The sequence below is a fragment of the Zunongwangia sp. HGR-M22 genome (assembly GCF_027594425.1).
Taxonomy (GTDB): domain Bacteria; phylum Bacteroidota; class Bacteroidia; order Flavobacteriales; family Flavobacteriaceae; genus Zunongwangia.
Window position 1 is genome coordinate 2,455,981 of the sequence record NZ_CP115159.1, and the last position, 25,616, is coordinate 2,481,596.

Consider the following 25,616-nt stretch of genomic DNA (forward strand, 5'->3'; position numbering starts at 1 on the left):
AAATTGTATTAAAAGCTTTGTAAGCTTGCGTTAAGATTTCTGAAAATCTAAAAATTACAGACTTATATTTTTTAATACTGAAAGGAACTTTTGGTGCATCTCTTCAGTATAATCCAAATGCGTTACAATCCTCAATTTTCCTTTACCTAATGCACTAATCCTAATATTATTTTTCTGAAGCGTTTTATTGAATTTATCTTCAGCTGAAGCATCCTTCAAATTAAAAATAATAATATTTGTCTCAACAGGTTCTACTTCACCAATGTAAGATTGCGCTCTTAATATTTCAGCAATTTCACTAGCTCTTTTATGATCTTCAGCTAAGCGATCTACGTGATTATCCAAGGCATAAATCCCTGCTGCAGCCATAAAACCAACCTGACGCATACCGCCTCCTAAAATTTTACGTACGCGCATTGCACCTTTCATAAGATCTTTATTACCAATTAAAACAGATCCCATAGGAATTCCCAATCCTTTAGAAAGACATACTGAAATGGTATCGAATAGCTTTCCATATTCTTTAGGAGATTCTCCTTTTGCCACCAATGCATTAAACAATCTGGCACCATCTAAATGCAAACCAAGATTATGTGTATTACAGACCTTTCTAATCTTTTTGATCTCTTCAATATCGTAACAAGCGCCGCCTCCTTTGTTTGTTGTATTTTCTAAACAAACTAAGGTTGTAAGCGGACTATGATAAAAATCTGGTGGATTTATATTCTCCTCTACCTGCGCGGCCGTGATCATGCCACGATGACCATCCACCAGTTTGCAACTTACGCCACTATTAAAACTAGCCCCGCCACCTTCGTAATTATAAACATGCGCCCATTTATCACAAATTAACTGATCGGCTGGTTGCGTATGCAATTTTATCGCAGCTTGATTGGCCATACTCCCGGTAGGAAAAAACAACGCCTCATCTTTCCCAAAAAGCTTAGCTAATTTTTCTTCTAAAGCATTTACTGAAGGATCTTCCTTATAAACATCGTCGCCAACCTCAGCATTCATCATCGCCTTTAGCATTCCTTTGGTTGGTCTGGTTACCGTGTCACTTCTTAAATCTATTTCGCTCATAAAATCTATTCTCGTTTTCTATAATCTTGTACACATAAAACTTCCTATTGGTGAACCATCGGGAATTTTAGGTGCATCTGGCATTGGCTCGAACTCTCCCGGTTTATCCATAAACCGCTCAATTTCTTCAAGCATTTGCTCGTACATTGCACCATCTTCATCATCTAACCAATCTTCTAATTCAGCTAACTTATAATTCACCTCAGCTTTCACCAAAGGAGTTGTATTTTTACTTACTGCTAAGTTAAATAAATGCTGCAGGACATTATAATTTATAGTTTCCTGTGCTGCACGCAAATAAGAATCTTTAGGTTGATATTGGATAGTTTCAGCGATTAATTTTTCAAGCAAATCCCTTAATCCTAATTGCTTTTTATTTAAAGATTTTTGCTGAATTAACCTGGCCATACGTTCTGGATTCAGCAATAAACTCAGCGTCATATCGCTGGCTGTAGCCGGTGCTCCCAAAGCATCGAAAGCTACACCAGTATTACTTTTGAAAGATTCTCGCGATCTGCCGTAACCAAAAGCTCTTGGCGGGAAAAGCGATAATTTTTCTTGCGGAACAGCTAGCGTTTCTGCTTTTAGTGTTTTTAACAGCGCATCTAAAGCCGGTTTTTGACGTTTTGGAGATAAAGTTTCAACAATTTTTTCAGCACCGCCTTTTACCGCGTAATTATAATCCAAACCACCAATTAATTTACTTACCGCTTCCGTTTGATATCTATGGAAAAAATATAAGGGTACAAAAACATCTTCTAATACTGAATATGGTTCGTTTGTTCTGAAATTATCTTCAGAAAAATTATCTATCGCTTTTTGACGAATTTCGAGTACGTTTTTTAATTCCGCGGTAACATCTTTTCCGTTATCCCATAAATGAGCATTAACATGTGCTCCGCTTTGTGCTCTGGCATCACTATCGCTTATAAACTGAATTCCCTGATCGTAAGCTTCCTGAATAATCGAATTCAAATATGCCCTTTCTGAAGTTTCCTTCGGCATATCAGAATATGCATATTTTACGATCAATTTATCCCATTCTCCAATATTGGTGTCGTAAGCATCTGCAGCGCTTATCTCTCCGTTTTCTATCCTGAATTGCGGATGCGGATAATCCATCACTGAAGCTCTATCACTAACACTAGCTGCAAAATTATGTGCAAAACCTAAAGTGTGCCCCACTTCGTGAGCCGCAAGTTGACGGATTCTGGCAATGGCCATTCCCATCATTTTATCGTGATTTTTATCGCTTTCAGCAAAAGGTTTATTTAGCAGTGCCTGAGCGATCATAAAATCCTGGCGAATTCTTAAACTTCCTAAACTTACATGTCCTTTAATGATCTCTCCCGTTCTTGGATCAATAACGCTAGCACCATAACTCCATCCTCTAGTTGAACGATGTACCCACTGAATTACATTATATCTAACATCTAAAGGATCTGCATCTTCTGGCAACAATTTTACCTGAAAAGCTTCTTTATATCCTATAGCTTCGTAAGCCTGGTTCCACCAACGTGCACCTTCTAAAAGCGCTGATCTAACCGGTTCTGGTGTTCCGGGATCTAAATAATAAATAATTGGTTGTTTTGCTTCACTAACTTCAGCCTCTGGATATTTTTTTTCTAAACGGTGTCGAACGGCATATCTTTTTAAAATTGGCTCGTAAACCGGCGTTGCATAATCGTAATACGAAACTGAATTTACCCCACTGCGCGGATCAAAAAGTCGTTTTTCATACTTATCATCTGGCAATTCTACAAAAGAATAATGCTGAATAAGGCTAATATTGGCCGCATCTGGCACTACACTTCTTACTGTTCCGCTTTTTGGGGAACCTTCAAAAGTTAGCAAACTCTCAAATTCAACATTCTTAGGAAAAGCTTTAGTTCGATCTAGCTGTAATGCGCTTTTATTTTTACTTATTTTATAACTTCCGTAGTCACCACGTTTTAAACGCTCTGCAACACCATGCGCATCTTCCATAATAAAAGGTGTAAGATCGATAATAAAAGTATCGTCTTTTTCTTCTTTTATTTCGAAACCATAGATTACGGATTTTGCAAAAGCTTCTTCTATACTCTGTTTTTCCAGTTCATTATCGGTCACCGCGCGATAACGCTGATTGGGTTCTACCAACAATAATTTATCGCCGGCGCGCTGAAATTTTACTACAGATGCGCCGCCTAACTGGCCGCGATCTAATCCTATATCGTTACTTCCTACTCCGCTTCTTAAAGCATGATTGTATAAAAACAGGCTGTCTAATTTATCTACTTCAAGATAGATTTCATCGGTTTTTTGATTATAGTAAAAATTGAAGAAACCTTCGTATTTATTAAGATCTTCTTTTTCTTTCAGAAATTGACTAAAGATAGATTGTGTAAATAATAAAGTAAGTAATAGTATTCTCTTCATAAAAAAATGGTTTAAAGACATTCAAATTTAATTTTTAAAATCACTTAAGAAAACCACTTCAATCATTAATACCACTAAATATTAATTTCATACAAAACAAGCTTTTATTTTAAGGACATTTCAACACAAAAGTTAATTAATACCAAATAACTAACGCTTTGAACTGAAAAAATGAGTATTTTAAGTCAAAATATTTTCTATGAGTCCAAACACTAACCAACCAAGCTTTTCTTCTTACCGAAAAGACGATAATTTTTTTGACGAAATTTTCACCAAGGACAATAAAGTCAAGGAAGTATACAAAACGCTTTTAGACATTTATAGCGGTCATTCTGTTCAGGATTTTGCAAAGTTAAATGAGAAAGCCAAAGCTTCTTTCTTTAACCAAGGAATTACTTTTCAGGTTTACGGGGAACATGAAACCAAGGAAAAAGTTTTTCCTTTCGATCTTTTTCCAAGAATTATTGATCATGAAGAATGGAATATTATTGAAAAAGGAGTACTGCAGCGTAGCAAAGCGCTTAATCATTTTTTATGGGACATTTATCATGATAAAAAAATATTGAAACAAGGCATTGTACCTTTAGATTTAATTAACTCGTCCGTAAATTATTTAGATCAAATGCAAGGGATCGATCCACCTGGTGGTATTTACAATCATATAAGTGGGACCGATCTTATTAAACACTCAGATGGTAAATATTATGTTTTAGAAGACAATATTAGATGCCCTTCTGGTGTAAGCTATGTTATTTGTAATAGGACCGCACTTAAGCGCGCATTGTTTGGTGTTTTTAATCATTATCAAACACATACCGTTACCGATTATGCAGAAAATCTTTTAGAAATCATGGAATCGGTAAAACCAAAAGGCGTGGATACTCCAACTTGTGTAGTAATTACACCGGGAATTTATAATTCGGCTTACTATGAGCATTCTTATTTAGCAAAAGCCATGGGTGTAGAGCTTGTAGAAGGTAGAGACCTTTTTGTAGAGAATGATTTTGTATATATGCGTACAATTAACGGGCCTAAAAAGGTGGATGTTATCTATCGTAGAATAGATGATATTTTTATGGATCCGTTAGAATTTCGACCAGATTCAACTTTAGGAGTTCCCGGTTTATTATCTGCTTACAAATTAGGAAATGTTTGTTTAGTAAATGCTCCAGGAACTGGAGTTGCAGATGATAAAGCGGTATACACCTATATGCCAGAAATAATTAAATATTATTTAGATGAAGAACCAATTCTAAATAATGTACACACCTACCACTGTAGCAGACCAGATGAACTAAAATATGTTTTAGAGAATATAGAAAAACTGGTTGTAAAACCCGTAGATGAAGCTGGAGGATATGGTATTTCTATAGGAAATAAACTTACCAAAGAAGAAATAGAACGTGTAAAAACTGTAATTAAGGAAAATCCAAGAAAGTATATCGCACAACCAATAATGTCTCTTTCTGTTCATGCAACGTATATTGAAGACAACCAAAGTTTTGAACCCAGGCATGTCGATCTTAGAACATTTTGCTTACTAGGCAAAGACACCAACTTTGTTTTAAAAGGAGGCCTAACGCGAGTTGCACTAAAAAAAGGAAATCTAATTGTAAATAGCTCTCAGGGAGGTGGATCTAAAGATACCTGGGTATTAAAAAAATAAAATTATAATATGTTATCAAGAGTTGCAAATAACCTCTTCTGGATGGGTCGCTATATAGAAAGATCTGAACACATAGCTAGATATTTAAATGTAAATTATTTTTCCTCGTTGGATGCGCCAAACGAGCTTTCACAATCAAGACAATTTGTGCTTAGATCGATGCTGTTTATGGCCAGTGATCCCGTTGATGATCCTAACATTCAGCTAGATGAAGAAAAAGTTTTATTCGATATCGCTTTAAACAAGGAGAATCCAGGCTCTATTATTTCTTATCTTCAAAATGCCAGAGAAAATGCCAATAGTGCCAGAGATTTAATTTCGACAGAATTATATGAAGCTTTAAATAAATTCTATCATTATACACTTAATTATCCCATCGATAAATTTGTGAAAAATGGTCTTTATGAGTTTACAGTAAATGTAGCCGAATCTACATCGATCTTAAAAGCTAAAGTGCAGGGCACATTATTACATGATGATGTATACAGTATCATTATGCTGGGAATTAATATAGAAAGAGCAACCCAAATAATTAGGATTATAAATGCTAAATATAACGATGCAAATTTAGCGGGAGGAAGTTACGGTGATCATTTAAAAAACAGTTACGAATGGACAACGCTACTAAAATGTACCGAATCCTACGATATGATGAGGCGGTTTTATAAAAAACCTCCTAGAAGTCTAACAACTTTAGAGTTTTTAATTCTTAATCCACTTTGTCCAAGATCAGTAATGACTTGCTTGAACGAGGTATGTAAACATATAGACGATTTGTCAAGTGAAAAATCGCCCTCTAAACATTCAGCAGAATTTTTAGTAGGAAAAGTAAAATCTGAATATCAATTTAAAGTGATAGAAGAAATAGAGGAAGATTTACAGAGTTTTATAGAAAGAATTCTTAAGCAATTAAATGATATTGCCAAAAAGATAGAATTTGAGTATTTTTTATGATTAAATGAACCTCATTATTTTTAAATTCGCATTTATTTTAAAAAATGTCTTTAAACTATATTATAAAATATAAAGCGACTAATTTCTACGATAATTTCGTACAGGAAGCATTGTGGCAATTTTTAATTGCTCCTTTAGATTTAGGGTCTCAGCAATTGGTTTATTCAGAATTTAAAAATTCTTTAAACATTCCTACAGAGACTTCAGTTAATGGATATGGCTTTACTACTTATAGAGTTCATCCTAAAACGAAATTCAATAAAATAGAATTTGAAGCTAAATTTCATGTATTAAAAGAAAAATATAATCCTTTTGAAAATATAAATCAGCTTAGCATAGAGCAGGAAAACAAAATTTTAGATTCATTAGAATTCAAAGTACATCATTCTTTATTCTTAAAAGAAACCGCACTTACCAAATTACCCAAGCATCATACTATTCACTTTACTTTTTCAGAGCAAAGTTCTGCTTTCGAAAACTTAAAAAATCTAAACAAGTGGATTTTCGATACTTTTAGTTTTAAGGTAAATGTTACAGATGTAGATACAGATTTAGACATCATTTTAGAAGAAAAACAAGGTGTTTGCCAAGATTTCACACATCTTTTTTGCGCCGTAGCCAGATCTTATAAAATCCCTACTCGCTACGTCTCGGGCTACCTGCACCAGGGTAATGGTTATTTTGGTGATTCACAAATGCATGCCTGGACAGAAGCTTTTATACCAGATTGCGGGTGGATAGGATTTGATCCTACAAATAATCTAATTGCTGCAGAAAATCATATTAAAGTAGCACATGGTAAAGATTATTCCGATTGTCCTCCTATAAAAGGCGTTATCTATGCTGAAGGTGCCAACCGCACAGAGTATTCTGTTGATGTCCATGCGCAACAAAATATGCAACAGTAGAATTAACAAATTCTTCAAATTTAGATCACCCAAAAAGAATTATACTGCAATAAATTACGATATATGATAACTACCGATCAGGTAAAAGATATAGCTAGTAGAATAGATAACTTAAAAGTTCATTTAAATATAGATCAGAAACTAATTGAAATTCAGAACGAAGAAGAAAAAACATTTGACCCTAGTTTTTGGGACAATCCTTCTGAAGCTGAAGTTTTCATGAAAACGCTAAAAGGCAAAAAAAAGTGGGTTGGTGATTACAATTCTGCCAAAAGCGGTTTAGAAGAATTACAGGTTTTACTTGAATTTTATAATGAAGGAGAAGCTGAAGAAAGTGATGTTAACAAACAGTACGATAAAATATTAAAAACTGTAGAAGAGCTCGAATTCAAAAATATGCTTTCTGATGAGGGTGATGACCTAAGTGCTGTACTACAAGTTACCGCAGGAGCCGGCGGGACTGAAAGTTGCGACTGGGCAGAAATGTTGATGCGCATGTATTTGATGTGGGCTGAAAAAAAAGGATTTAAAATTAAAGAATTAAACTATCAAGCTGGCGATGTTGCAGGTATAAAAACGGTAACCCTAGAGATTGAAGGAGAATTTGCTTTTGGCTGGTTAAAAGGTGAGAATGGCGTCCATAGATTGGTTAGAATTTCCCCATTTGACAGTAATGCCAAAAGGCATACTTCATTCGCTTCTGTTTATGTTTATCCTTTGGTAGATGATACTATTGAAATAGAAATTAATCCTGCAGATATAGAAATAACTACGGCACGATCTAGTGGTGCAGGAGGGCAAAACGTAAACAAAGTAGAAACCAAAGTGCAGCTGGTACACCATCCTACCGGAATACAAATCTCTTGTTCTGAAACCAGATCACAACATGAAAATAGAGACCGGGCGATGCAAATGCTGAAATCGCAGCTTTACGAAATAGAATTAGAAAAACAACGGGAGCAACGAGAAGACATTGAAGCCAGTAAGAAAAAAATAGAATGGGGATCGCAGATTAGAAATTATGTAATGCACCCATATAAGCTCGTTAAAGATGTTCGTACGGCGGAAGAAACCGGAAATGTAGATAGTGTTATGGATGGTGATTTAGATCAATTTTTGAAAGCTTATTTGATGATGATGGGACAAAGGAACGATGATTGATAATCATAAAACAACATAAAAACTATTTTAGAAAAAATAAAAAATTGCTTATTTTATATAAAAAGAATTATTGAAAATGATCACGATTTATCACAATACTCGATGTAAAAAATCCAGAGAAGGTCTAGCCATTGTAGAAAAGTCAGGAAAAGATTTTAAAATAAGAGAATATTTAAAAGATCCATTATCTGAAGATGAGCTAAAGAATTTGCTTGTAAAGCTTAACATTGCTCCACTGCAATTAATAAGAACCAATGAAAAAATCTGGAAAGAAAATTATAAGAATAAAGATCTTAGCGAAAATGAATTGGTACGAATAATGACAGAAAACCCTAAGTTAATAGAGCGTCCAATCGTAGAAAATGAGATTGAAGCTGTAGTGGGAAGACCACCCGAGGACATTAAAAAAGTCTTATAACTTTTATTTCTCCAAAAACCTAATACAATGAAACTTACACTAAACCAACGAATATCATTAATAAGTCTTGCAACAGTAATAGTTGCTGGATTTGTTGCCTCACAAATTTACATGAACAAGAAAAGTAGAGAAGAAATCAAAGAAATTGCTGAAGAGCTTTCTCTACTTTGGAAAGATAGATTATTCCTAAACGAAGAACAAACACGTAAAATGGAAGATCTAATAATAGAATATACTTTAAAGAAAAACGAGATTATTAATAGTAGCATGAATCCTATAGCGCAGGTTAGAAAGCTTAAAGCAATACAAAAAGTAGAACATCGCAATCTAGCTAAAATGCTATCTAACGAACAATTTAAAAAATATATTAACATAAATAAATCTATTCAGAAAAAAGTTTAATTACTGAAAATGAATAATTAACTATTGCATTTAACATAAACCAACAACTGTATTAACTCAATTTTAACCAAAGACAATTAAACCTTTTTGTGTATTGGCGGTCTTAAAAGAAAAAGTTTTAATGACCGCCAAATTTTATTTTAGACAAAGCCTAGCGCTTTTATTCTTTCTTAGTTTAAATCTTACCCTCCTTGCACAGGGTAAAGAATATACGGTAACAGGTAAAGTTATCGATGATCAACTACAAGTTCCTTTAGAATACGCAACCGTAAGTGTAATAAACGCTAGTGATCCCAGCAAAGTTACGGGAGGGGTTACCGATGTAGATGGTAATTTTAGTATAGATGTTAACCAAGGCACCTATAATATTATAGTTGAATTTATATCCTACGAAAGCAAAAAATTTAATAACAGAACAATTAATGCAGATTTAAATCTGGGAACTATATCATTAGGAGTAAGTTCTGCCAACTTAGATGAAGTTGTTGTTAGAGCCGAAACTACTCAGGTTGATGTAAGATTAGATAAAAAAATATACAATATTGGTAAAGATCTTACCACTGCCGGAGGTACAGTTAGCGACGCTTTAAATAATGTTCCCTCGGTTTCTGTTGATATCGAAGGAGGGATTAGCTTAAGAGGTAACGAAAACGTAAAAATCTTAATAAATGGTAAGCCGTCTGCAATGGCTGGATTTGGATCTACAGATGTATTAAGCCAGTTACCTGCAGATGCTATAGAACGCGTAGAGGTAATTACGTCGCCTTCTGCCAGATATGATGCTGAAGGTACCGCAGGTATCTTAAATATTATTCTTAGAAAAGAAGAAACCTTAGGTTTCAACGGTTCACTTACCTTAACGGGTGGAGATCCTGCAAATGCAGGAGCATCAGCAAATATTAACTATAGGACAGATAAATTCAACTTATTCAATACTACTGGTTATCGTTATAGAGAAAGCCCGGGAAATGGATTTTTTGATACCGAATATTTTGAGGAAAGAGATATTCCACTTTTAGAAGATATTAAATACGACCGTAACGTTGAAGATCGCGACATGGATCGTGAAAATAAAGGATTCAACACAAATATTGGATTAGAATATTATATAAACGATCAATCGTCAATAACAGGTTCGATTTTTTATAGAAATGGCGATGACGAAGATCTTACCACAAACATCAACGATTATTTCCTGAATGGCGCTGAACGATTAGGAACAACAAGATCTGAACTTGAAACTGAAGAAGATGAAAGTTACCAGTTTGCGTTAAACTACATTAATAAGTTTAATGATGAAGGACACCAATTAACAGCCGATTTTCAGTTTGAAACCGATAAAGAAGAAAAATCTGCTTTTATTTCTGAAAACGTAAATTATAATAATACCGAGTTAGATGAGGTAAACGTTCCTAGAGAAGAAACCAATACTTTAGAAGATCAAAAGGAATATTTAATCCAGGCAGATTACGTGCTACCAATTGGTGAAGGTTCTCAATTTGAGGCAGGATACCGTGGTAATTTTGAAAATACAGTTACCGATTACGAACTTCGCCAGGAAAACGAAAATGGTGTTCTTGCCATCAATGAAAACCAAACTAACATTTTTGATTATACTGAAAATGTACAAGCACTTTACTCGCAGTATGGGTCAAAGTTTGGTGACTTCAGCTTTCTTTTAGGACTTCGTTTAGAGAATACGAATTTAAAAGGAAAAATCGATTCTGAATTAACTGAAGAAGAATTGAGAGAGGAATTTGGATTCCAAATCAATACCGATTTTGATAATACCTATTTAGGACTTTTCCCAACGGTAAACTTTATTTACGAACTTGGCGAAGAAGAAAACGTTACTTTAGGATATAATAGAAGGATTAACCGCCCACGCGGATGGTTTATCAATCCATTTCCATCTAGAGATAGTAGAACGAATATATTTCAGGGGAATCCTAATTTGCAACCCGCGTATTCTAATGCGTTCGACTTAGGATATTTAAAAAGATGGGAAAAATTAACTCTAACCTCTTCAGTTTACTTCCAAAGAGAAACTGAATCTTTTCAAAGAGTACAGGATCAAATCACGATATCCGGACCTAATAATACCGAAGTTGAAGTTATTCGAAGCTTACCTATTAACTTAGGTATTAATGATAGAATAGGTGCTGAACTTGGATTACTTTACAATCCTGCAGACTGGTTAAGATTAAACGGAAGTTTCAACTTCTTCAAATTCGACATTACAGATGCTGTTTACGAAGGTCAAGATTACGGAAGAGACGGGACAAGCTATTTTGCTAGATTTAGTTCTAAAGTTAATCTCCCCTTGTCTATCGATTGGCAAACAAATGCATTCTATATGGGGCCAACAGACGAAATTCAGGGTCGTAGAGATGGTATGTTATCTATTGATGTTGCGCTTAGTAAAGAAATATTTAATGATAATGCTACAATATCAGTTAATGCAAGAGATTTACTGAACTCAAGAAAAAGACAGGGAACAACAGTTACCAATAGTTTTTCTCAGTATAGCGAATTTCAGTGGAGACAAAGACAAATTAATGTTTCTTTGATTTATAGATTCAATCAACAAAAGAATCAACAAAGAAGACAAAATGCAAATGAAGAAGATATGGAAGGGGAGTTTTAATACACTCCTTCTTTTCTTAAAAAGAGGTTATAAAAAAAGGGACTTTATAAAGTCCCTTTTTTTATGCTTTTTGTTCTTTGGCAGCTTTTCTTTTAGCTTTCTTTTCTTTTAGCAGATCCATAATAGATCCTCCAACCCAATAAGGGACGATCACCGCAGTAAGAAAGATCATTAGCCAAAATCCCATAGTAAGGATACCTAGAAACGCCAAAAACCCTAGAAATTGATCGAATTCGAACATCATAATTATCAGTATTTGGAAAACAAAGATAAAAACATTAAAAAGTTTATCACAATTTAATTTAGAATTTTTGAACAATACTATCAACAATTCAGAATATCAGCGATTTTCAACCAATTTTAAAGCTTTTTTATATCTAAAAAGTGCTTTAAACCTTAAATTTGTGTAACAATCAATATTTCAACTTATGGATTATAGAATAGAAAAAGATACCATGGGGGAAGTTCAGGTTCCTTCAGACAAACTTTGGGGCGCGCAAACCGAGCGTTCTCGCAATAATTTCAAAATAGGACCGGCATCCAGCATGCCTCTAGAAATTGTTTATGGTTTTGCTTATTTAAAAAAGGCTGCCGCATATACTAATTGTGAGTTAGGTGTTCTTGCTGAAGAGAAAAGAGATCTTATTGCAAAGGTTTGTGATGAAATTCTAGAAGGAAAACACGATGATCAATTTCCATTAGTGATCTGGCAAACTGGTAGTGGTACACAATCAAATATGAATGTGAACGAAGTTATAGCCAATCGCGCCCACCAGATTGCAGGAAAAACTATAGGTGAGGGCGATAAAACGCTTCAACCAAATGACGATGTAAATAAATCGCAGTCTTCTAACGATACTTTTCCTACCGGAATGCATATTGCTGCATATAAAAAGGTTACCGAAGTAACACTACCGGGAGTAAAACAACTTCGAGATACTTTAAAGAAAAAATCTGAAGAATTTAAAGAGGTAGTAAAAATTGGGCGAACTCATTTTATGGATGCCACTCCCCTAACCTTAGGACAGGAATTTAGTGGGTATGCTGCGCAATTAGACTACGGAATTAAAGCTTTGGAAAATACCCTTCCTCATCTTGCTGAATTAGCTTTAGGCGGAACTGCTGTTGGAACAGGATTAAATACTCCTGAAGGATATGCTGAAAAAGTAGCCAATCAAATTGCTGAATTTACAGGATTACCTTTTAAAAGTGCCAGTAATAAATTCGAAGCTCTTGCAGCCCACGATGCTTTAGTTGAAACACACTCTGCATTAAAACAACTTGCTGTTTCACTAAACAAAATAGGAAATGACATTAGAATGATTGCTAGTGGACCACGTTGTGGAATTGGTGAAATTAATATTCCTGCTAACGAGCCTGGTTCTTCAATAATGCCTGGTAAAGTAAATCCAACGCAGTGTGAAGCTCTAACTATGGTTTGCGCACAGGTTATTGGTAACGACGTTGCGATTAGTGCTGGTGGTATGCAGGGACAATTTGAACTTAATGTCTTTAAACCTGTTATGGCAGCAAACTTATTGCAAAGCGCAGAACTTATTGGCGATTCTTGTGTTTCTTTTGATGTAAACTGTGCGCAGGGCATCGAACCAAATCATTCCAGAATTAAGGAGCATTTAAATAATTCTTTAATGTTAGTAACGGCTTTAAATACTAAGATTGGATATTATAAAGCTGCTGAAATTGCGGGTACAGCTCATAAAAATGGAACTACGCTTAAAGAAGAGGCGGTCAATCTTGGATATTTAACTGAAGAGGAATTTGACCAATGGGTAAATCCAAAAGATATGGTTGGAAGCCTAAAATAGGTTCTTCAGCATAAAATATAATTTCAAATAAAAAAGGCTGTCTCTAATTGAGACAGCCTTTTTTATTTATCCATTCTGAATATATTCAGAAAATATTAGTCAATAAGTAAAACTAAATATTCCTTATCAAATAGAGCAATTAATTTCTCTAATATGGATACACTACTATATCCTTTCTTCCTTTTGCTCCTTAATTTCTTTCTTAGCTTTTTTCTTATAATGGATACTATATCTCCAATAGGAAACTCCACCTAAAATAGCAACAACAATTAAAGCATAATACACAAATGTAGGTGTAATAACTTTATCCCCACTAGCATAAGAATGAAGTCCTGTTAAATAAAAATTTACACCAAAATAAGTCATCATAATTGATGAATACGCTACAACTGTCATAAAATTAAATGTCCATCTACCTCTTAATCCAGGTACCAAACGCATGTGGATTACAAATGCATATACCATAATGCTTATTAAAGCCCAGGTTTCTTTGGGATCCCATCCCCAGTAGCGTCCCCAACTTTCATTAGCCCATTGTCCTCCTAAAAAGTTTCCAATGGTTAGCATTACTAAACCTACAGTAAGCGCCATTTCAGTAATAATCGTTATTTCTCGAATACTTAATTCGATTTTCTTTTTATTATTCTCGGTAGTCATAATCATTAATAGTAATGAGACTACTCCTAAAACCATTCCTAAAGTAAATGGACCGTAACTACCTACAATCACAGATACATGAATCATTAACCAATAAGAATCCAATACTGGTACCAGATTCGCAATAGCGGGATCCATCCAGTTCCAGTGAGCAACCATCAAAATCATGGAAGCCACAAAAGCGGTAGAGGCAATTGTTAAATTACTTTTTCTACCAAAAGCCAAACCAAAGAACATCGTAGCCCAACCTACATAAATCATCGATTCGTAGGCATCACTCCAAGGTGCATGTCCAGAAATATACCATCTAAAGCCTAATCCCGCAGTGTGTAATACAAACAATATAATTATCGCTACCGTACAAACATTGATTATTAATTTAATAGCTTTTTGATTTTTGAAAATCTGAACAATTACAAAAATTAGCATTACAGAACCTGCCAGCATATACATCCAGAACAGATTCCTAAAAATATCGTATTTATTATATAAAATTTCAGCTTCAACTTTCTTTTGTGAAGGCATTATTTCTTCACCATATTTTTGCTGATAATTTTTAATACTTTCCAGGTACTTTTCAGCTTCGCTATAATCTCCAGTTTGTCTGGACATTTTTAACGCATTCATGTATAAAGGAATGATTTGCTGAGTATAAACCGAATCCATTCCTTTTAAATTAGCATCCTGAGCTTCTTTATGCGAAACCCATTTATTGTTCTCGTCCCCAGGAATCGGAAATAATCTAAGAATATTTCCGTCTAAAGTTTGCCAAAGTAAATTAACACGCTTATCTGCTTCAATAAAATCTTTTTGAAATTGATTGGGAACTGCAGCACGATAGGCTTCCCCTAAAAATGGAGATAGCTTATAATTCCCTTCGTTATCCATAAAGTCTAACAGACTCAGATATTCTTTATCTTCTGGCACACCGGCAATATGACGAATACTGTCGTTATGCTTTTTTATGTAAATTAATGGAATATCGTACCATAAAAAAGGACTTTCGCTCATGGAAAGAAAAACCTGATCTGAATTGAGTCCTTTATAATCATCTTTTTTACTAAGCTTTCTCAATAACTCTGAAGAAAAAGTATTGGCAGGCTTCATACGACCACCGGCATCTTGGATAATCAATCGGCCAAACTTCGCTGCGTGCTCTTTTTTCACCGCGTTTGCCATGATCACAGAATCCAATTGTTGCGCTGTAGTTTCTACATGCAAATGATCATCCATTTCCTGAGCAAAACTTCCTAAAGTAGTTCCAAAAATCGCTAAAATTAAAGTCAGTTTTTTCTGCTTGGCTTTCACTTTATCCAGCATTACTTTTAAATTTCCAAAACGGGAACCTTTATCAAAAAGAATCCACATTAATCCAAAATACAATAAAAAGTATCCTATATAAGTAATCCAGGTACCCCAAAAATCGTGGTTTACAGAAAGTATGGTTCCTTGTTCATCGGGATCAAAACCAGATTGGAAAAATCTATAACCTTGTATATCTAAAACGTGATTCATATAAATCTCGTAAGGTCTAGGCTTTTCTCCATCTTCGATAATTTCAATTTTACTTTTAAATGAAGAATAACTATTCTCTGTTCCGGGATATTTATTCGCAATAAAGTCCTCTAATTTTAAAGAAAAAGGAAGCTCCATTTCTTTAGATCCATAATTAAGAAAAATATCAAGACCGCCTACCGAGATTTTTTCTGGTTCGCTAGCTATTCCCTTAGCTCCCATTAGGGTTACCTTTTTAGTTTCACCATTACTGGAAATATTAAGACTTACTGCATCTGGCTGTTCTTTATTTTTTTGCGGGGTTGCTACAATATCATAATTACCTATAACCACTGGATCTGGAATTACAAATTGCATATTCCCCATAGTGTATAGAGATCTAAGCATTAATGGCTGAATAGAGTCTGCTACCAAATTGCCTCTTTTTTGATCGGCCATTCGCATATAATCTGCCTCAAAGGGAGATTTTATAAAATATTCACCATTCTCATTTAAGCTAATATTAATCGCTCCTTCTGTTTCCTTATTTAAGGAAAATAAAACATTATGAATACTGCTTACTTCTCCTTCTTTTAAGTAATGATCGTGTCTAGATCCGCCACCGGCTTCAACTATTTTTAGATAATTATCACCGTTTGGATTTTCAACCAACTTCTCTTCTGCTCCATGAATAAAATTAGTAAGCTCAAATTTTACCGGCTGCCCGTTATAATCTGTATTAAGCACATAATCATTATCGTATTCTGGACCAAAAAGAACCGGTTCCTGTAGTACTCTTCGTCTTGGTTCACCATCAATCTCTCCGTCAATAAAAAAGGTAAAAAAGGTCTTTTCTGAAAGAAATTTATTAGTGGTTTCTCCTTCGCGAATGGGCATTATTCCTTCATAACTAATATAACGTGTTACAAAAGCACCAATTAAAATTAATATAAAAGAAAGGTGAATTAATAGCGACGACCATTTTTCGCGTTTATGGAGATTGTAACGTTTTATATTTCCTAAGAAATTGATAAGAAAAAATACCATTATAGCTTCAAACCACCAGGTATTGTAAATCATTAACCGTGCAGTCTCTATACTGTACCAGTTTTCAATAAATGTTCCCAATGCCATGGAGATGGCAAAAACGACGAACAATACCGCCATGATACGTGTGGAAAATAGGACAGATGCAATTTTTTTCTGCATGAAAATATACTCTTTTGAAATGGCTGCAAATTTAGGGATTTTGAATTAGTTAATAAGTCTTAAATTAGATCAATCTCTGCCTACAAATGTTAATTTTGTTAGCGTAGTTTTTTTAATAATTTAGCGGAATGATTAAAGTTGTACTTCTAGGCGCAGGAAATCTTGCTTATCACCTATTTAGGGTTTTTGAAGCCACGAAAAACATAAAGGTCATTCAGGTTTTTAATCATCATGAAGAAAAATTGGCTAATTTTAAATCTGAAGTTGCTATTACAACTATAATTAATAAATTAGAGAAGGCAGATTTTTACATCATTTCTATTAAAGATGATGCTATTGCTGAAATTGCTTCGCAATTAAAAGGAAAAAAAGGGATTGTTTTGCATACTTCTGGCGCGGTAAGTATGAATGTTTTAGAGAATCTTAATAATTATGGAGTTTTTTATCCGCTGCAAAGTTTTTCAAAGGATAAGGCTGTTAATTTTGCTGAAATCCCCATTAATATTGAAGCAAATTCTTCAGAAAATTTAGAAAAATTAAAAAGTCTAGCTTTAAGTGTTTCAAATTCGGTTTATGAAATTTCTTCAGAACAACGTAAGATTTTACATTTAGCAGCAGTTTTTGCTAATAACTTCAGTAATTTTATGTTTACTACTGCGGCAGAAATTTGCGAAGAACACCATATTCCTTTTGAAATTTTACAACCACTTATTCAGGAAACTTTTCAGAAAATAAAAACAGTTTCTCCAAAAGAAGCACAAACAGGACCTGCCATTCGGAATGACGAAAAGACTATGCAAACACATTTGCAATATTTAGATGAAGATCACAAAAAATTATACAAAACCATATCTGAAGCGATAATAAAAACCTATGGACAAAAATTATAAAGAATATTTAAACGATATAGATACTTTCGTATTTGATGTTGACGGTGTGCTTACAGATGCTTCAGTTCACGTTACTACAGATGGCCAGTTGCTAAGAAGCATGAATATTAAAGATGGTTATGCGTTAAAACAGGCGATCAAATCTGGATACACGGTTTGCATCATTTCTGGCGGAAAAAATGAAGGTGTTCGTATACGTCTTAGAGATTTAGGAATTACCGATATTTATCTGGGAATTACCGATAAAGTTGAACAATTAGATGAGTTTTTCGATATTTATGATATAAATCCTGAAAACGTACTTTACATGGGCGACGATATACCCGATATGTATCCCATGAAATTGATAGGTCTACCAACGTGCCCACAAGATGCGGTGCCAGAAGTTAAAGAGGTTTCTAAATACATTTCTCACAAAAAAGGTGGTAAAGGTTGTGTTCGTGATGTTATCGAACAAGTAATGAAAGTACAGGGAAAATGGATAGAAAAAAACTGATTTTGGACAAAGATTTTAAGTGATGCCATATTTAAAACTTATTAGATGTGGTAATTTGCTTTTTATCGCCTTGTGTTTATTATTAATACGCTTTGGCTTTTTTCAGCAATTTGACGCTAGCACAACACTTAGCAATCTAGACTTTATTTTACTCACTATTGCAGTAGTATGTATTGCTGCTTCTGGGTATGTGATTAATAACATTTTAGATTATGAGGCCGATCGCATTAATGCGCCTAAAAGACTAGTAATACACGAGAAAATAAGCGAAAAATCGGCTTATAACCTATTTTTTACTTTAAATGTAATTGGTGTTGGTGTTGGTTTTTATATCGCAAACGTGATTGAAAAACCGTCTTTTTCGGCTATTTTTATATTTACCTCTGCCCTACTTTATTTTTATGCAACCTATTTAAAACATATTGCAATTGCAGGAAATCTAGTGATTAGCTTACTGGTAGGGATTGTAGTATTACTACCGGTAATTTTTGATTTATATCCAGCAATAAATACTAATAATATTGTAAATCAGCGATTCATTTTTAACATCCTGGCGTACTATTCTTTCTATGCTATCCTTATAAATTTTCTACGAGAAATTATTAAAGATCAACAAGATATAAATGGAGATTATAAAGTACAAAGTAACACGCTGCCCTTACTTATTGGCCAAAAAAGAACCAATGCGGTAGTTTTTGTATTTTGTTTTATTCTTTTTGTTTCAAGCATCATTTTTTTAAGTGAAGATTTATATAAAAACACCAAAGCAGTTGTTTACGCCTTGGTTTTTATAATAGCGCCATTACTTGCTATTCTCGCAGGAGTTTTAAAAGCTAAAACAAAGAAAGATTACGCAAAATTTAGCCTTATTTTAAAATGTATGTTATTTTTTGGATTATTGTCCTTGGGCTTTCCAGAATACTTAATATCTTAATTTTATGCTGAAGGAAATTTTAAAAAATAAAGAGATTATTTTAGCCTCAGGTTCTCCTAGAAGACAACAGTTTTTTAAAGATTTACATATTCCCTTTAAAGCTGATGTTCGCCCGGTGAACGAAGTTTATCCTCAAGATCTAGAAGGCACTGAAATTACCGATTATTTGGCTAAACTTAAGGCAGAAGCTTTTAATGATTTAAAGGCAAATCAGATTTTAATCACCAGTGATACCATTGTAAGTAATGAAGGTATTGCAATGGGCAAACCTAAAGATACAGCCGAAGCCAAACAAATGATCGCATCACTTTCAGGAAAAACACATAGTGTAGAAACCTCTGTTTGTTTTACTACCATAAAAACTCAAAAGATAGTACATTCTTCAACAAAGGTGACTTTTAAAGAACTTTCTGAAGAAGAAATAAATTTTTATGTTACCAATTACAAACCTTTCGATAAAGCCGGCGCTTATGCGATTCAGGAATGGATTGGATTTATTGGCATCACACATATCGAAGGAAGCTATTTTAACGTGGTGGGCTTACCTACGCATTTAGTCTATAAAATTTTAACCGAATTGGCATCTGCGTAATTTTCTTTAATTTTAAAAGAAAATTAAAGAAAATCGCTAAAATTAGATATACAAGTATTTTTCTGCTATGCGTTGTATTTACAAACTGCAATAAAATTCCTGAGCCACCACAAGAACGCAAATTATCTTCTGAATTTAAAGAATATTGGTTTGATGGCACTGCTGAAGTTACTTCGTATAAATTAACACAGGCGCGATATGGAGAACTACGAGAAGGATCTGCTGTAAAAATCTTTGTAAAAGAAGATTTTTTACCCGAAGAGCAGGTAAAAGCCAACGAAGCTTCAGAAAGAACATTCCCGGTTTTAAAATTAAACAGTACTAAAAAATTTATCACAGGCATTTATCCATACTCAATTATGGAAAGTAGCTTTTATCCTTTGCACAAAGAAGGTCACGCTACAAAAATTTCTTCCTCGATCCAGGAATGGTGTGGACAGCAATTTATTCAGCTTAACAATCGCACAAATTTTGAAATTCAATTAAATTCTTATTTCGAAAACCCGGCCGATAAACATTTCAATATTCCGAAGACATTTTTAGAAAATGAAATCTGGAATCTTATTCGTTTAAATCCTGAAGAATTACCTATTGGAGCATTAGAAATGATTCCCTCTTTTGAGTATTTGCAGTTAGATCATAGAGAAACAAAATCCTATAAGGTAAATGCAAAAAGATCTAAACAGGATTCGTTAGAAATTTATACACTACAATATCCAAAATTAAATCGCACTTTAAAAATCTTCTTTAAAGAAGAGTTCCCCTTTGAGATTGAAAAATGGGAAGAAATCACACCTTCCGGAAGCGGAGTAAATGCAAAAATGCTAACTACTAAAGCTATAAAAAATAAACGTCTAAAAATTGACTATTGGAACAAAAACAGCAAGAATGATGTATCTTTGCGCGAAAAATTAGGATTGTAAAATGAAGATTCTTGAAATTGCTTATTCCTCCCAACTCATCTATACAGGCTTAATGGTCGTATTGTTGCTGGTTATTAATCTTATTCTTAAAAAAACAGCACAACGTATAGGGAATAAAGGAGAAATTCACATCACAAGAATTCGTTTAATGTTTCGCTATATCAATATTCTTATAGTGATATTGGCCGTTTTTTTAATGGCTCTTGTTTGGGGTATGGATCTTCGGGATCTGGCTTTAGTTTTCTCTTCAGTCTTTGCTGTATTAGGCGTTGCTTTATTCGCAATTTGGTCTATTTTAAGCAACATTACTTCAGGAATCATCATGTTTTTTAACTTCCCCTATAAAATAGGCGATAAAATTAAAATACACGATAAAGACATGCCGATTGAAGCGGTAATCGAAGATATAAAAGCATTTCATCTTCATCTGCGGACCGACGATGGCGAATTAATTACCTATCCTAATAACCTCATTCTTCAAAAAGCGGTTTCTCTAATTCAGAAAGATGTATTTTTAGATGAAGGCAAAAATGCGCTTTAAGATACTTAAATACTACATTTTAGATTAAAATCCCGCAATTTCGTCTAATGAAGCCTGTAAAAATTTTATATTTGGTTTTGTTTTAAACCAGGCATAACAATGCGCAGACTCCTATTACTTCTTATACTATTACTAAATTTAAGAATATCAGCCCAAGCACCAGAGAAGCTAAGCGCTTCAGAAATTTATGAGAAAATAGAAAAATTGAATTTCCTTGGTTCAGTTTTATATTTAGCTGCTCATCCCGATGATGAAAATACACGGCTTATCTCTTACTTTTCTAACGAAAAACATGCAAGAACTGCCTACCTTTCATTAACTCGTGGTGATGGTGGCCAAAATCTTATAGGCCCCGAAATTAGGGAGCAATTAGGCCTAATTAGAACTCAGGAATTACTTGCAGCTCGCCGTATCGATGGTGGGATACAATTTTTTAGTCGCGCTAATGATTTTGGATATTCTAAAAATCCTGAAGAAACTTTAGAAACCTGGAATAAGGATAAAGTCTTAGCAGATGTGGTTTGGATTATTAGAAATTTTAAACCAGATGTGATTATTAATCGTTTTGACCATCGTACCCCAGGAACCACACACGGTCACCATACTGCTTCTGCTATACTTAGTGTAGAGGCATTTGATATTGCTAAAAATAACTCTATTTATTCTGAACAATTAAGGTATACGAATACCTGGCAGCCTGAACGATTATTTTTCAATACGTCTTCTTGGTTTTTCGACAGTCAGGAAGCTTTTAAAGAGGCAACAAATGACGAGAAATATTTAGCTTTTGATACCGGCGTTTATTTTCCGCTGAAAGGGCTTTCTAATCCAGAAATTGCTTCGCTTAGCCGTAGCCAGCACCAATCTCAGGGTTTTGGGAGCACGGGCTCTCGTGGTAAACAAATGGAATATTTAGAATTGATAAAAGGATCTCAACCAAATTCAAGAGAAGATATTTTTTCAGGAATTAATACTACTTGGAGTCGCGTGGAAGGCGGAGCGGAAATCGGAGAAATTTTAAGCAATGTTCAGAGAAATTTTAATTTCACGAATCCTTCTGCGAGTTTACCACAGCTTTTAGAAGCTTACACGTTAATTCAGAATTTAGAAGATGAGCATTGGAAAGAGATTAAATCTGAAGAAATTAAAGAAATTATCGAAGCTTGCGCCGGCCTTTACATGGAAGCCATCACAAACTCAGAATTTGCTTCGCCAGACGATCAGATTAAAATTAATATTGAGGCGATAAATCGTAGCGATGCCAAAATTGAATTAAAATCGATCGTTTTAAATCCACAAAATCGAGTTGAAGAAATTAATGCTGTTCTTCTTGATAACGAAGATTGGAAAAAATCTTTCGAAGATAAAGTTCCAGAGGATGCACCCTACACTTCACCATACTGGTTAAATAAAAAAGGAACAGTGGGAATGTATCGTGTAGATAACCAAAAATTAATTGGGAAACCAGGAACTCCACACACCGCTACCGTTTCGTTTAAAATTGATATAAATGGTACTTCTATTCCATTTGTAAAAGATATCGTTTATAAATATAATGATAATGTAACGGGAGAACGTTATGAGAATTTTGAAATTATACCTCCAGTTTCCGTAAGTTTTCTGGACGATATAGTTCTTTTTCCAAATCAGGAAAGTAAAAATATCCAGGTAAAAGTAACGGCTAAAAAAGATAATATCAATGGCACTTTAAACTTAAATTTACCTTCAGGATGGCAAATATCGCCTAAATCTGAAACGGTAAATCTTCCGCAAAAAGGAAGCAGTAGCACGTATACTTTTAAAATCACACCACCTTCAGAACAAAGTGAGATTTGGGTGAATCCTGAGTTTGAAACTACAGGAAAAACCTATGAAGACGATATAATTACAATTAACTATCCTCATATCCCTGCGCAAACTTTAGTAATTCCTTCTAAACTGAAATTAGCCAAAATCAAACTTCAGAAAAAAGGAGAAAATATTGCATATATCACCGGTGCAGGTGATGTTGTTCCAGAAAGTTTACGCCAAATTGGATATAAAGTGAGTGTTCTTAACCCTGCAACAATTACTGCGGAATCTTTAGCAAAATATGACGCTGTTGTTACCGGAGTAAGAGCTTACAATGTTCTTGAAGAACTTCGCTATAAAAATGATGAGCTACTAAAGTATGTTGAAAATGGTGGAACACTTATTGCTCAATACAATAAGGATCGCGGAATAACTGTAAACCAAATTGGACCTTTCCCTTTCAAGTTATCCTACGATCGCATAACCGAAGAAGATGCTGAAGTAAATTTTGTTAACCAAGATTCGCCAGTTTTAAACTTTCCCAATAAAATTACCAAAAACGATTTTGACGGCTGGGTACAGGAACGCGGTTTATATTTCCCACACAGTTGGGACGACAATTATAGTACTGTTTTAGCTATGCACGATAAAAATGAACAAACTACTGAAGGTAGCCTTTTAGTTGCCAAATACGGTAAAGGTTATTATGTATATACCGGCTTAAGTTTCTTTCGACAATTTCCTGCAGGAGTTGCTGGATCGTATCGCCTTTTTGCTAACTTGCTTTCTTTAGGAAAATAATGGAAGAAAAGCCAGAAAAATACGAATGGAAAATGCGATATAGCGCCGTGCTTATCGTTAATGCAATTTATATTATTGTATTTTATTTTATAATGAAATCTTTCGCCTAACATGCAATTAATTGACTGGATAATTTTAATAGTTACCATAAGTTCTATTGTTTGGTATGGTGTTTACAAATCGCGCGGCAGCAAGAATGTACAAGATTATATAAAAGGCGGGGGTGATGCACAATGGTGGACGATTGGTTTATCGGTGATGGCCACTCAAGCTAGTGCTATCACTTTTTTATCTACACCAGGTCAGGCTTTTAATGATGGGATGGGCTTTGTTCAGATTTATTTTGGATTACCTATAGCCATCGTGATTATTTGCGTGGTTTTTATCCCGATTTATCATCGCTTAAAAGTATATACTGCATACGAATATTTAGAATCCAGATTCGACCAGAAAACAAGAATCTTAACTGCCCTATTATTTTTAATCCAAAGAGGTTTAGCAGCAGGGCTCACCATTTTTGCGCCGGCAATAATTTTATCTGCGGTCTTAGGTTGGGACCTTACAACACTTACCTTCTTAATAGGGATATTGGTTATTATTTATACGGTCTCTGGCGGAACAAAAGCCGTTAGTGTAACTCAAAAACAACAAATGGCAGTTATCTTAACGGGGATGATTGCTACTTTTTTTATTATTCTACATTATTTACCAGAAAATATTACGTTCACCAAAGCCTTAGAAATTGCCGGTAGCGAAGGCAAAATGAATGTATTAGATTTTTCATTCGATTTTGATAACCGTTATACATTTTGGAGTGGAATTATCGGTGGAACGTTTTTATCGTTATCGTATTTTGGAACCGATCAAAGCCAGGTACAGCGCTATCTTTCTGGAAAAAGCATAAGGGAGAGTCAGCTTGGAATGGTGTTTAACGGTCTACTTAAAGTACCCTTACAATTTTTTATTTTGTTAGTTGGAGTAATGGTTTTTGTTTTTTACCAATTTAATGATACACCACTTAACTTTAACCCTGCGGCAACCGAAGCTGTTTTAGATTCAGATTATGCAGAACAGTATAAAGATTTAATGGTTAATCACCGAGAACTCTTAGAGCAAAAGCAAAAACTTACTTTTAATTATGCTGAAATAGATCAAATTTCAGATATCCAGAATCAGCAGTTCAAAGATCAACTTTCAGCTTTAACTACAAAAGAATTTGAAAATCGTGAAAAAGCGAAAATGTTTATCGATGCGGCCAAAAGTGATGCAGAGAGTAATGATAAAGACTATGTTTTTATTCACTTCATCTTAAATAATTTACCGCGCGGAGTTATTGGCTTGCTATTGGCAGTGATTTTATGCGCCGCTATGTCCTCTACAGCTTCAGAGCTTAATGCCCTGGCATCGACAACGACAATAGATCTTTACCGTAGAAATATCAAAACAGAGAAAGACGAAAATCATTATCTAAAAGCTTCAAAATGGTTCACGTTCATGTGGGGTGTATTAGCCATCTTATTTGCTAGTTTTGCTAATCTTTTTGATAATTTAATTCAACTTGTAAATATTATTGGTTCCATTTTTTATGGCAATGTACTAGGAATATTTTTATTGGCTTTTTTCATCAAATACGTTAAAAGCAATGCCGTTTTTATTTCTGCAATAATTACTCAACTAATGGTTATCGCCGTTTACTTTTTAGATATCCTTCCTTACTTATGGCTAAATGTATTAGGGTGTTTATTAGTAATTTCAATAGCGCTGATAATCCAAACCATATTTTTAAAACCTAAATCTGCTTAACG

Annotated in this window: 21 protein-coding genes; 16 read left to right on the forward strand and 5 right to left on the reverse strand. The window is 34.3% G+C overall.

All coding sequences use genetic code 11. The features are described 5' to 3' along the window. Positions 1-54 precede the first annotated feature (54 nt). Together PBT91_RS10760 and PBT91_RS10765 are read right to left on the reverse strand one after the other, a co-directional pair. Positions 55-1,083 carry a threonine aldolase family protein gene (locus PBT91_RS10760; RefSeq protein WP_270058470.1) on the reverse strand — a complete coding sequence of 343 codons (1,029 nt, stop codon included), beginning with the start codon at positions 1,081-1,083 and terminating at the stop codon, positions 55-57. An 18-nt stretch (positions 1,084-1,101) separates the two neighbouring features. Beyond that, the gene (locus PBT91_RS10765; RefSeq protein WP_270058471.1) at positions 1,102-3,501 is read right to left on the reverse strand and encodes a zinc-dependent metalloprotease; all 2,400 of its coding nucleotides are present in this window, start codon (positions 3,499-3,501) and stop codon (positions 1,102-1,104) included. 199 nt (positions 3,502-3,700) lie between these two features. On the opposite strand from PBT91_RS10765, the gene PBT91_RS10770 reads away from it, so the two are divergent. From PBT91_RS10770 to PBT91_RS10800, 7 genes are all read left to right on the forward strand, one after another. Then, positions 3,701-5,167 carry a circularly permuted type 2 ATP-grasp protein gene (locus tag PBT91_RS10770; RefSeq protein WP_270058472.1) on the forward strand — a complete coding sequence of 489 codons (1,467 nt, stop codon included), beginning with the start codon at positions 3,701-3,703 and terminating at the stop codon, positions 5,165-5,167. 9 nt (positions 5,168-5,176) lie between these two features. Then, complete coding sequence (locus PBT91_RS10775; protein ID WP_270058473.1) at positions 5,177-6,121, forward strand: alpha-E domain-containing protein; 945 nt, start codon at positions 5,177-5,179, stop codon at positions 6,119-6,121. A 44-nt stretch (positions 6,122-6,165) separates the two neighbouring features. Beyond that, complete coding sequence (locus PBT91_RS10780; protein ID WP_270058474.1) at positions 6,166-7,029, forward strand: transglutaminase-like domain-containing protein; 864 nt, start codon at positions 6,166-6,168, stop codon at positions 7,027-7,029. A gap of 63 nt (positions 7,030-7,092) precedes the next feature. Then, complete coding sequence (prfB, locus tag PBT91_RS10785) at positions 7,093-8,190, forward strand: peptide chain release factor 2 (protein WP_270058475.1); 1,098 nt, start codon at positions 7,093-7,095, stop codon at positions 8,188-8,190. Between the two features lie 76 nt (positions 8,191-8,266). Then, positions 8,267-8,608: an arsenate reductase (glutaredoxin) gene (gene arsC, locus PBT91_RS10790; protein ID WP_270058476.1), complete on the forward strand. Its 342-nt coding sequence runs from the start codon at positions 8,267-8,269 to the stop codon at positions 8,606-8,608. Between the two features lie 27 nt (positions 8,609-8,635). After that, positions 8,636-9,010, forward strand: coding sequence for a hypothetical protein (locus tag PBT91_RS10795; RefSeq protein WP_270058477.1), 375 nt, complete (start codon positions 8,636-8,638; stop codon positions 9,008-9,010). A 121-nt stretch (positions 9,011-9,131) separates the two neighbouring features. Then, positions 9,132-11,657: an outer membrane beta-barrel protein gene (locus tag PBT91_RS10800; protein WP_270058478.1), complete on the forward strand. Its 2,526-nt coding sequence runs from the start codon at positions 9,132-9,134 to the stop codon at positions 11,655-11,657. Positions 11,658-11,718: 61 nt separating this feature from the next. Here the strand turns inward: PBT91_RS10800 and PBT91_RS10805 are convergent, their stop codons facing one another. Then, the gene (locus PBT91_RS10805) at positions 11,719-11,898 is read right to left on the reverse strand and encodes a hypothetical protein (RefSeq protein WP_270061455.1); all 180 of its coding nucleotides are present in this window, start codon (positions 11,896-11,898) and stop codon (positions 11,719-11,721) included. A gap of 187 nt (positions 11,899-12,085) precedes the next feature. On the opposite strand from PBT91_RS10805, the gene fumC reads away from it, so the two are divergent. Beyond that, positions 12,086-13,483, forward strand: coding sequence for a class II fumarate hydratase (fumC, locus tag PBT91_RS10810; protein WP_270058479.1), 1,398 nt, complete (start codon positions 12,086-12,088; stop codon positions 13,481-13,483). 165 nt (positions 13,484-13,648) lie between these two features. On the opposite strand, the gene ccsA is transcribed toward fumC, so the two are convergent. After that, on the reverse strand, positions 13,649-16,843 hold the full coding sequence (gene ccsA, locus PBT91_RS10815) for a cytochrome c biogenesis protein (RefSeq protein ID WP_270058480.1): 3,195 nt from the start codon (positions 16,841-16,843) through the stop codon (positions 13,649-13,651). Positions 16,844-16,971: 128 nt separating this feature from the next. Between ccsA and PBT91_RS10820 the strand changes: the two genes are divergently transcribed. From PBT91_RS10820 to PBT91_RS10835, 4 genes are read left to right on the forward strand one after another with little or no spacing between them, the layout of a single operon-like run. Further along, complete coding sequence (locus tag PBT91_RS10820; RefSeq protein ID WP_270058481.1) at positions 16,972-17,733, forward strand: Rossmann-like and DUF2520 domain-containing protein; 762 nt, start codon at positions 16,972-16,974, stop codon at positions 17,731-17,733. Then, the gene (locus PBT91_RS10825) at positions 17,717-18,229 is read left to right on the forward strand and encodes a KdsC family phosphatase (RefSeq protein ID WP_270058482.1); all 513 of its coding nucleotides are present in this window, start codon (positions 17,717-17,719) and stop codon (positions 18,227-18,229) included. The genes PBT91_RS10820 and PBT91_RS10825 overlap by 17 nt, the downstream gene beginning before the upstream one ends. A 22-nt stretch (positions 18,230-18,251) precedes the next feature. Next, positions 18,252-19,163, forward strand: a complete 912-nt coding sequence (locus PBT91_RS10830) for a geranylgeranylglycerol-phosphate geranylgeranyltransferase (protein ID WP_270058483.1) — start codon at positions 18,252-18,254, stop codon at positions 19,161-19,163. A 4-nt stretch (positions 19,164-19,167) separates the two neighbouring features. Next, positions 19,168-19,755, forward strand: coding sequence for a Maf-like protein (locus tag PBT91_RS10835; RefSeq protein WP_270058484.1), 588 nt, complete (start codon positions 19,168-19,170; stop codon positions 19,753-19,755). Here PBT91_RS10835 and PBT91_RS10840 read toward each other — a convergent pair. After that, a complete protein-coding gene (locus tag PBT91_RS10840) occupies positions 19,709-20,098 on the reverse strand; it encodes a hypothetical protein (RefSeq protein WP_270058485.1) in 390 nt (129 codons plus the stop codon). The two genes, PBT91_RS10835 and PBT91_RS10840, sit on opposite strands and share 47 nt — an antisense overlap. A 16-nt stretch (positions 20,099-20,114) precedes the next feature. On the opposite strand from PBT91_RS10840, the gene PBT91_RS10845 reads away from it, so the two are divergent. The 4 genes from PBT91_RS10845 to PBT91_RS10860 all read left to right on the forward strand — a co-directional run bounded on the left by PBT91_RS10845 (position 20,115) and on the right by PBT91_RS10860 (position 25,614). Continuing rightward, positions 20,115-20,678, forward strand: coding sequence for a hypothetical protein (locus PBT91_RS10845; RefSeq protein ID WP_270058486.1), 564 nt, complete (start codon positions 20,115-20,117; stop codon positions 20,676-20,678). A 1-nt stretch (position 20,679) separates the two neighbouring features. Further along, complete coding sequence (locus tag PBT91_RS10850; protein WP_270058487.1) at positions 20,680-21,219, forward strand: mechanosensitive ion channel domain-containing protein; 540 nt, start codon at positions 20,680-20,682, stop codon at positions 21,217-21,219. 99 nt (positions 21,220-21,318) lie between these two features. Then, positions 21,319-23,811, forward strand: a complete 2,493-nt coding sequence (locus PBT91_RS10855; RefSeq protein ID WP_270058488.1) for a PIG-L family deacetylase — start codon at positions 21,319-21,321, stop codon at positions 23,809-23,811. A gap of 111 nt (positions 23,812-23,922) precedes the next feature. Next, positions 23,923-25,614 (forward strand): sodium:solute symporter, encoded by a 1,692-nt coding sequence (locus tag PBT91_RS10860; RefSeq protein WP_270058489.1) that lies wholly within the window; start codon positions 23,923-23,925, stop codon positions 25,612-25,614. Positions 25,615-25,616: the final 2 nt, after the last annotated feature.

Excerpts from the sequence above, each read along its gene's own strand:
- PBT91_RS10760 (WP_270058470.1), bottom strand. The coding sequence starts at position 1,083 with ATGAGCGAAATAGATTTAAGAAGTGACACGGTAACCAGACCAACCAAA.
- PBT91_RS10765 (WP_270058471.1), bottom strand. The coding sequence starts at position 3,501 with ATGAAGAGAATACTATTACTTACTTTATTATTTACACAATCTATCTTT.
- PBT91_RS10770 (WP_270058472.1), top strand. The coding sequence starts at position 3,701 with ATGAGTCCAAACACTAACCAACCAAGCTTTTCTTCTTACCGAAAAGAC.
- PBT91_RS10775 (WP_270058473.1), top strand. The coding sequence starts at position 5,177 with ATGTTATCAAGAGTTGCAAATAACCTCTTCTGGATGGGTCGCTATATA.
- PBT91_RS10780 (WP_270058474.1), top strand. The coding sequence starts at position 6,166 with ATGTCTTTAAACTATATTATAAAATATAAAGCGACTAATTTCTACGAT.
- prfB (WP_270058475.1), top strand. The coding sequence starts at position 7,093 with ATGATAACTACCGATCAGGTAAAAGATATAGCTAGTAGAATAGATAAC.
- arsC (WP_270058476.1), top strand. The coding sequence starts at position 8,267 with ATGATCACGATTTATCACAATACTCGATGTAAAAAATCCAGAGAAGGT.
- PBT91_RS10795 (WP_270058477.1), top strand. The coding sequence starts at position 8,636 with ATGAAACTTACACTAAACCAACGAATATCATTAATAAGTCTTGCAACA.
- PBT91_RS10800 (WP_270058478.1), top strand. The coding sequence starts at position 9,132 with ATGACCGCCAAATTTTATTTTAGACAAAGCCTAGCGCTTTTATTCTTT.
- PBT91_RS10805 (WP_270061455.1), bottom strand. The coding sequence starts at position 11,898 with ATGTTCGAATTCGATCAATTTCTAGGGTTTTTGGCGTTTCTAGGTATC.
- fumC (WP_270058479.1), top strand. The coding sequence starts at position 12,086 with ATGGATTATAGAATAGAAAAAGATACCATGGGGGAAGTTCAGGTTCCT.
- ccsA (WP_270058480.1), bottom strand. The coding sequence starts at position 16,843 with ATGCAGAAAAAAATTGCATCTGTCCTATTTTCCACACGTATCATGGCG.
- PBT91_RS10820 (WP_270058481.1), top strand. The coding sequence starts at position 16,972 with ATGATTAAAGTTGTACTTCTAGGCGCAGGAAATCTTGCTTATCACCTA.
- PBT91_RS10825 (WP_270058482.1), top strand. The coding sequence starts at position 17,717 with ATGGACAAAAATTATAAAGAATATTTAAACGATATAGATACTTTCGTA.
- PBT91_RS10830 (WP_270058483.1), top strand. The coding sequence starts at position 18,252 with ATGCCATATTTAAAACTTATTAGATGTGGTAATTTGCTTTTTATCGCC.
- PBT91_RS10835 (WP_270058484.1), top strand. The coding sequence starts at position 19,168 with ATGCTGAAGGAAATTTTAAAAAATAAAGAGATTATTTTAGCCTCAGGT.
- PBT91_RS10840 (WP_270058485.1), bottom strand. The coding sequence starts at position 20,098 with ATGCCTGTGATAAATTTTTTAGTACTGTTTAATTTTAAAACCGGGAAT.
- PBT91_RS10845 (WP_270058486.1), top strand. The coding sequence starts at position 20,115 with ATGGAAAGTAGCTTTTATCCTTTGCACAAAGAAGGTCACGCTACAAAA.
- PBT91_RS10850 (WP_270058487.1), top strand. The coding sequence starts at position 20,680 with ATGAAGATTCTTGAAATTGCTTATTCCTCCCAACTCATCTATACAGGC.
- PBT91_RS10855 (WP_270058488.1), top strand. The coding sequence starts at position 21,319 with ATGCGCAGACTCCTATTACTTCTTATACTATTACTAAATTTAAGAATA.
- PBT91_RS10860 (WP_270058489.1), top strand. The coding sequence starts at position 23,923 with ATGCAATTAATTGACTGGATAATTTTAATAGTTACCATAAGTTCTATT.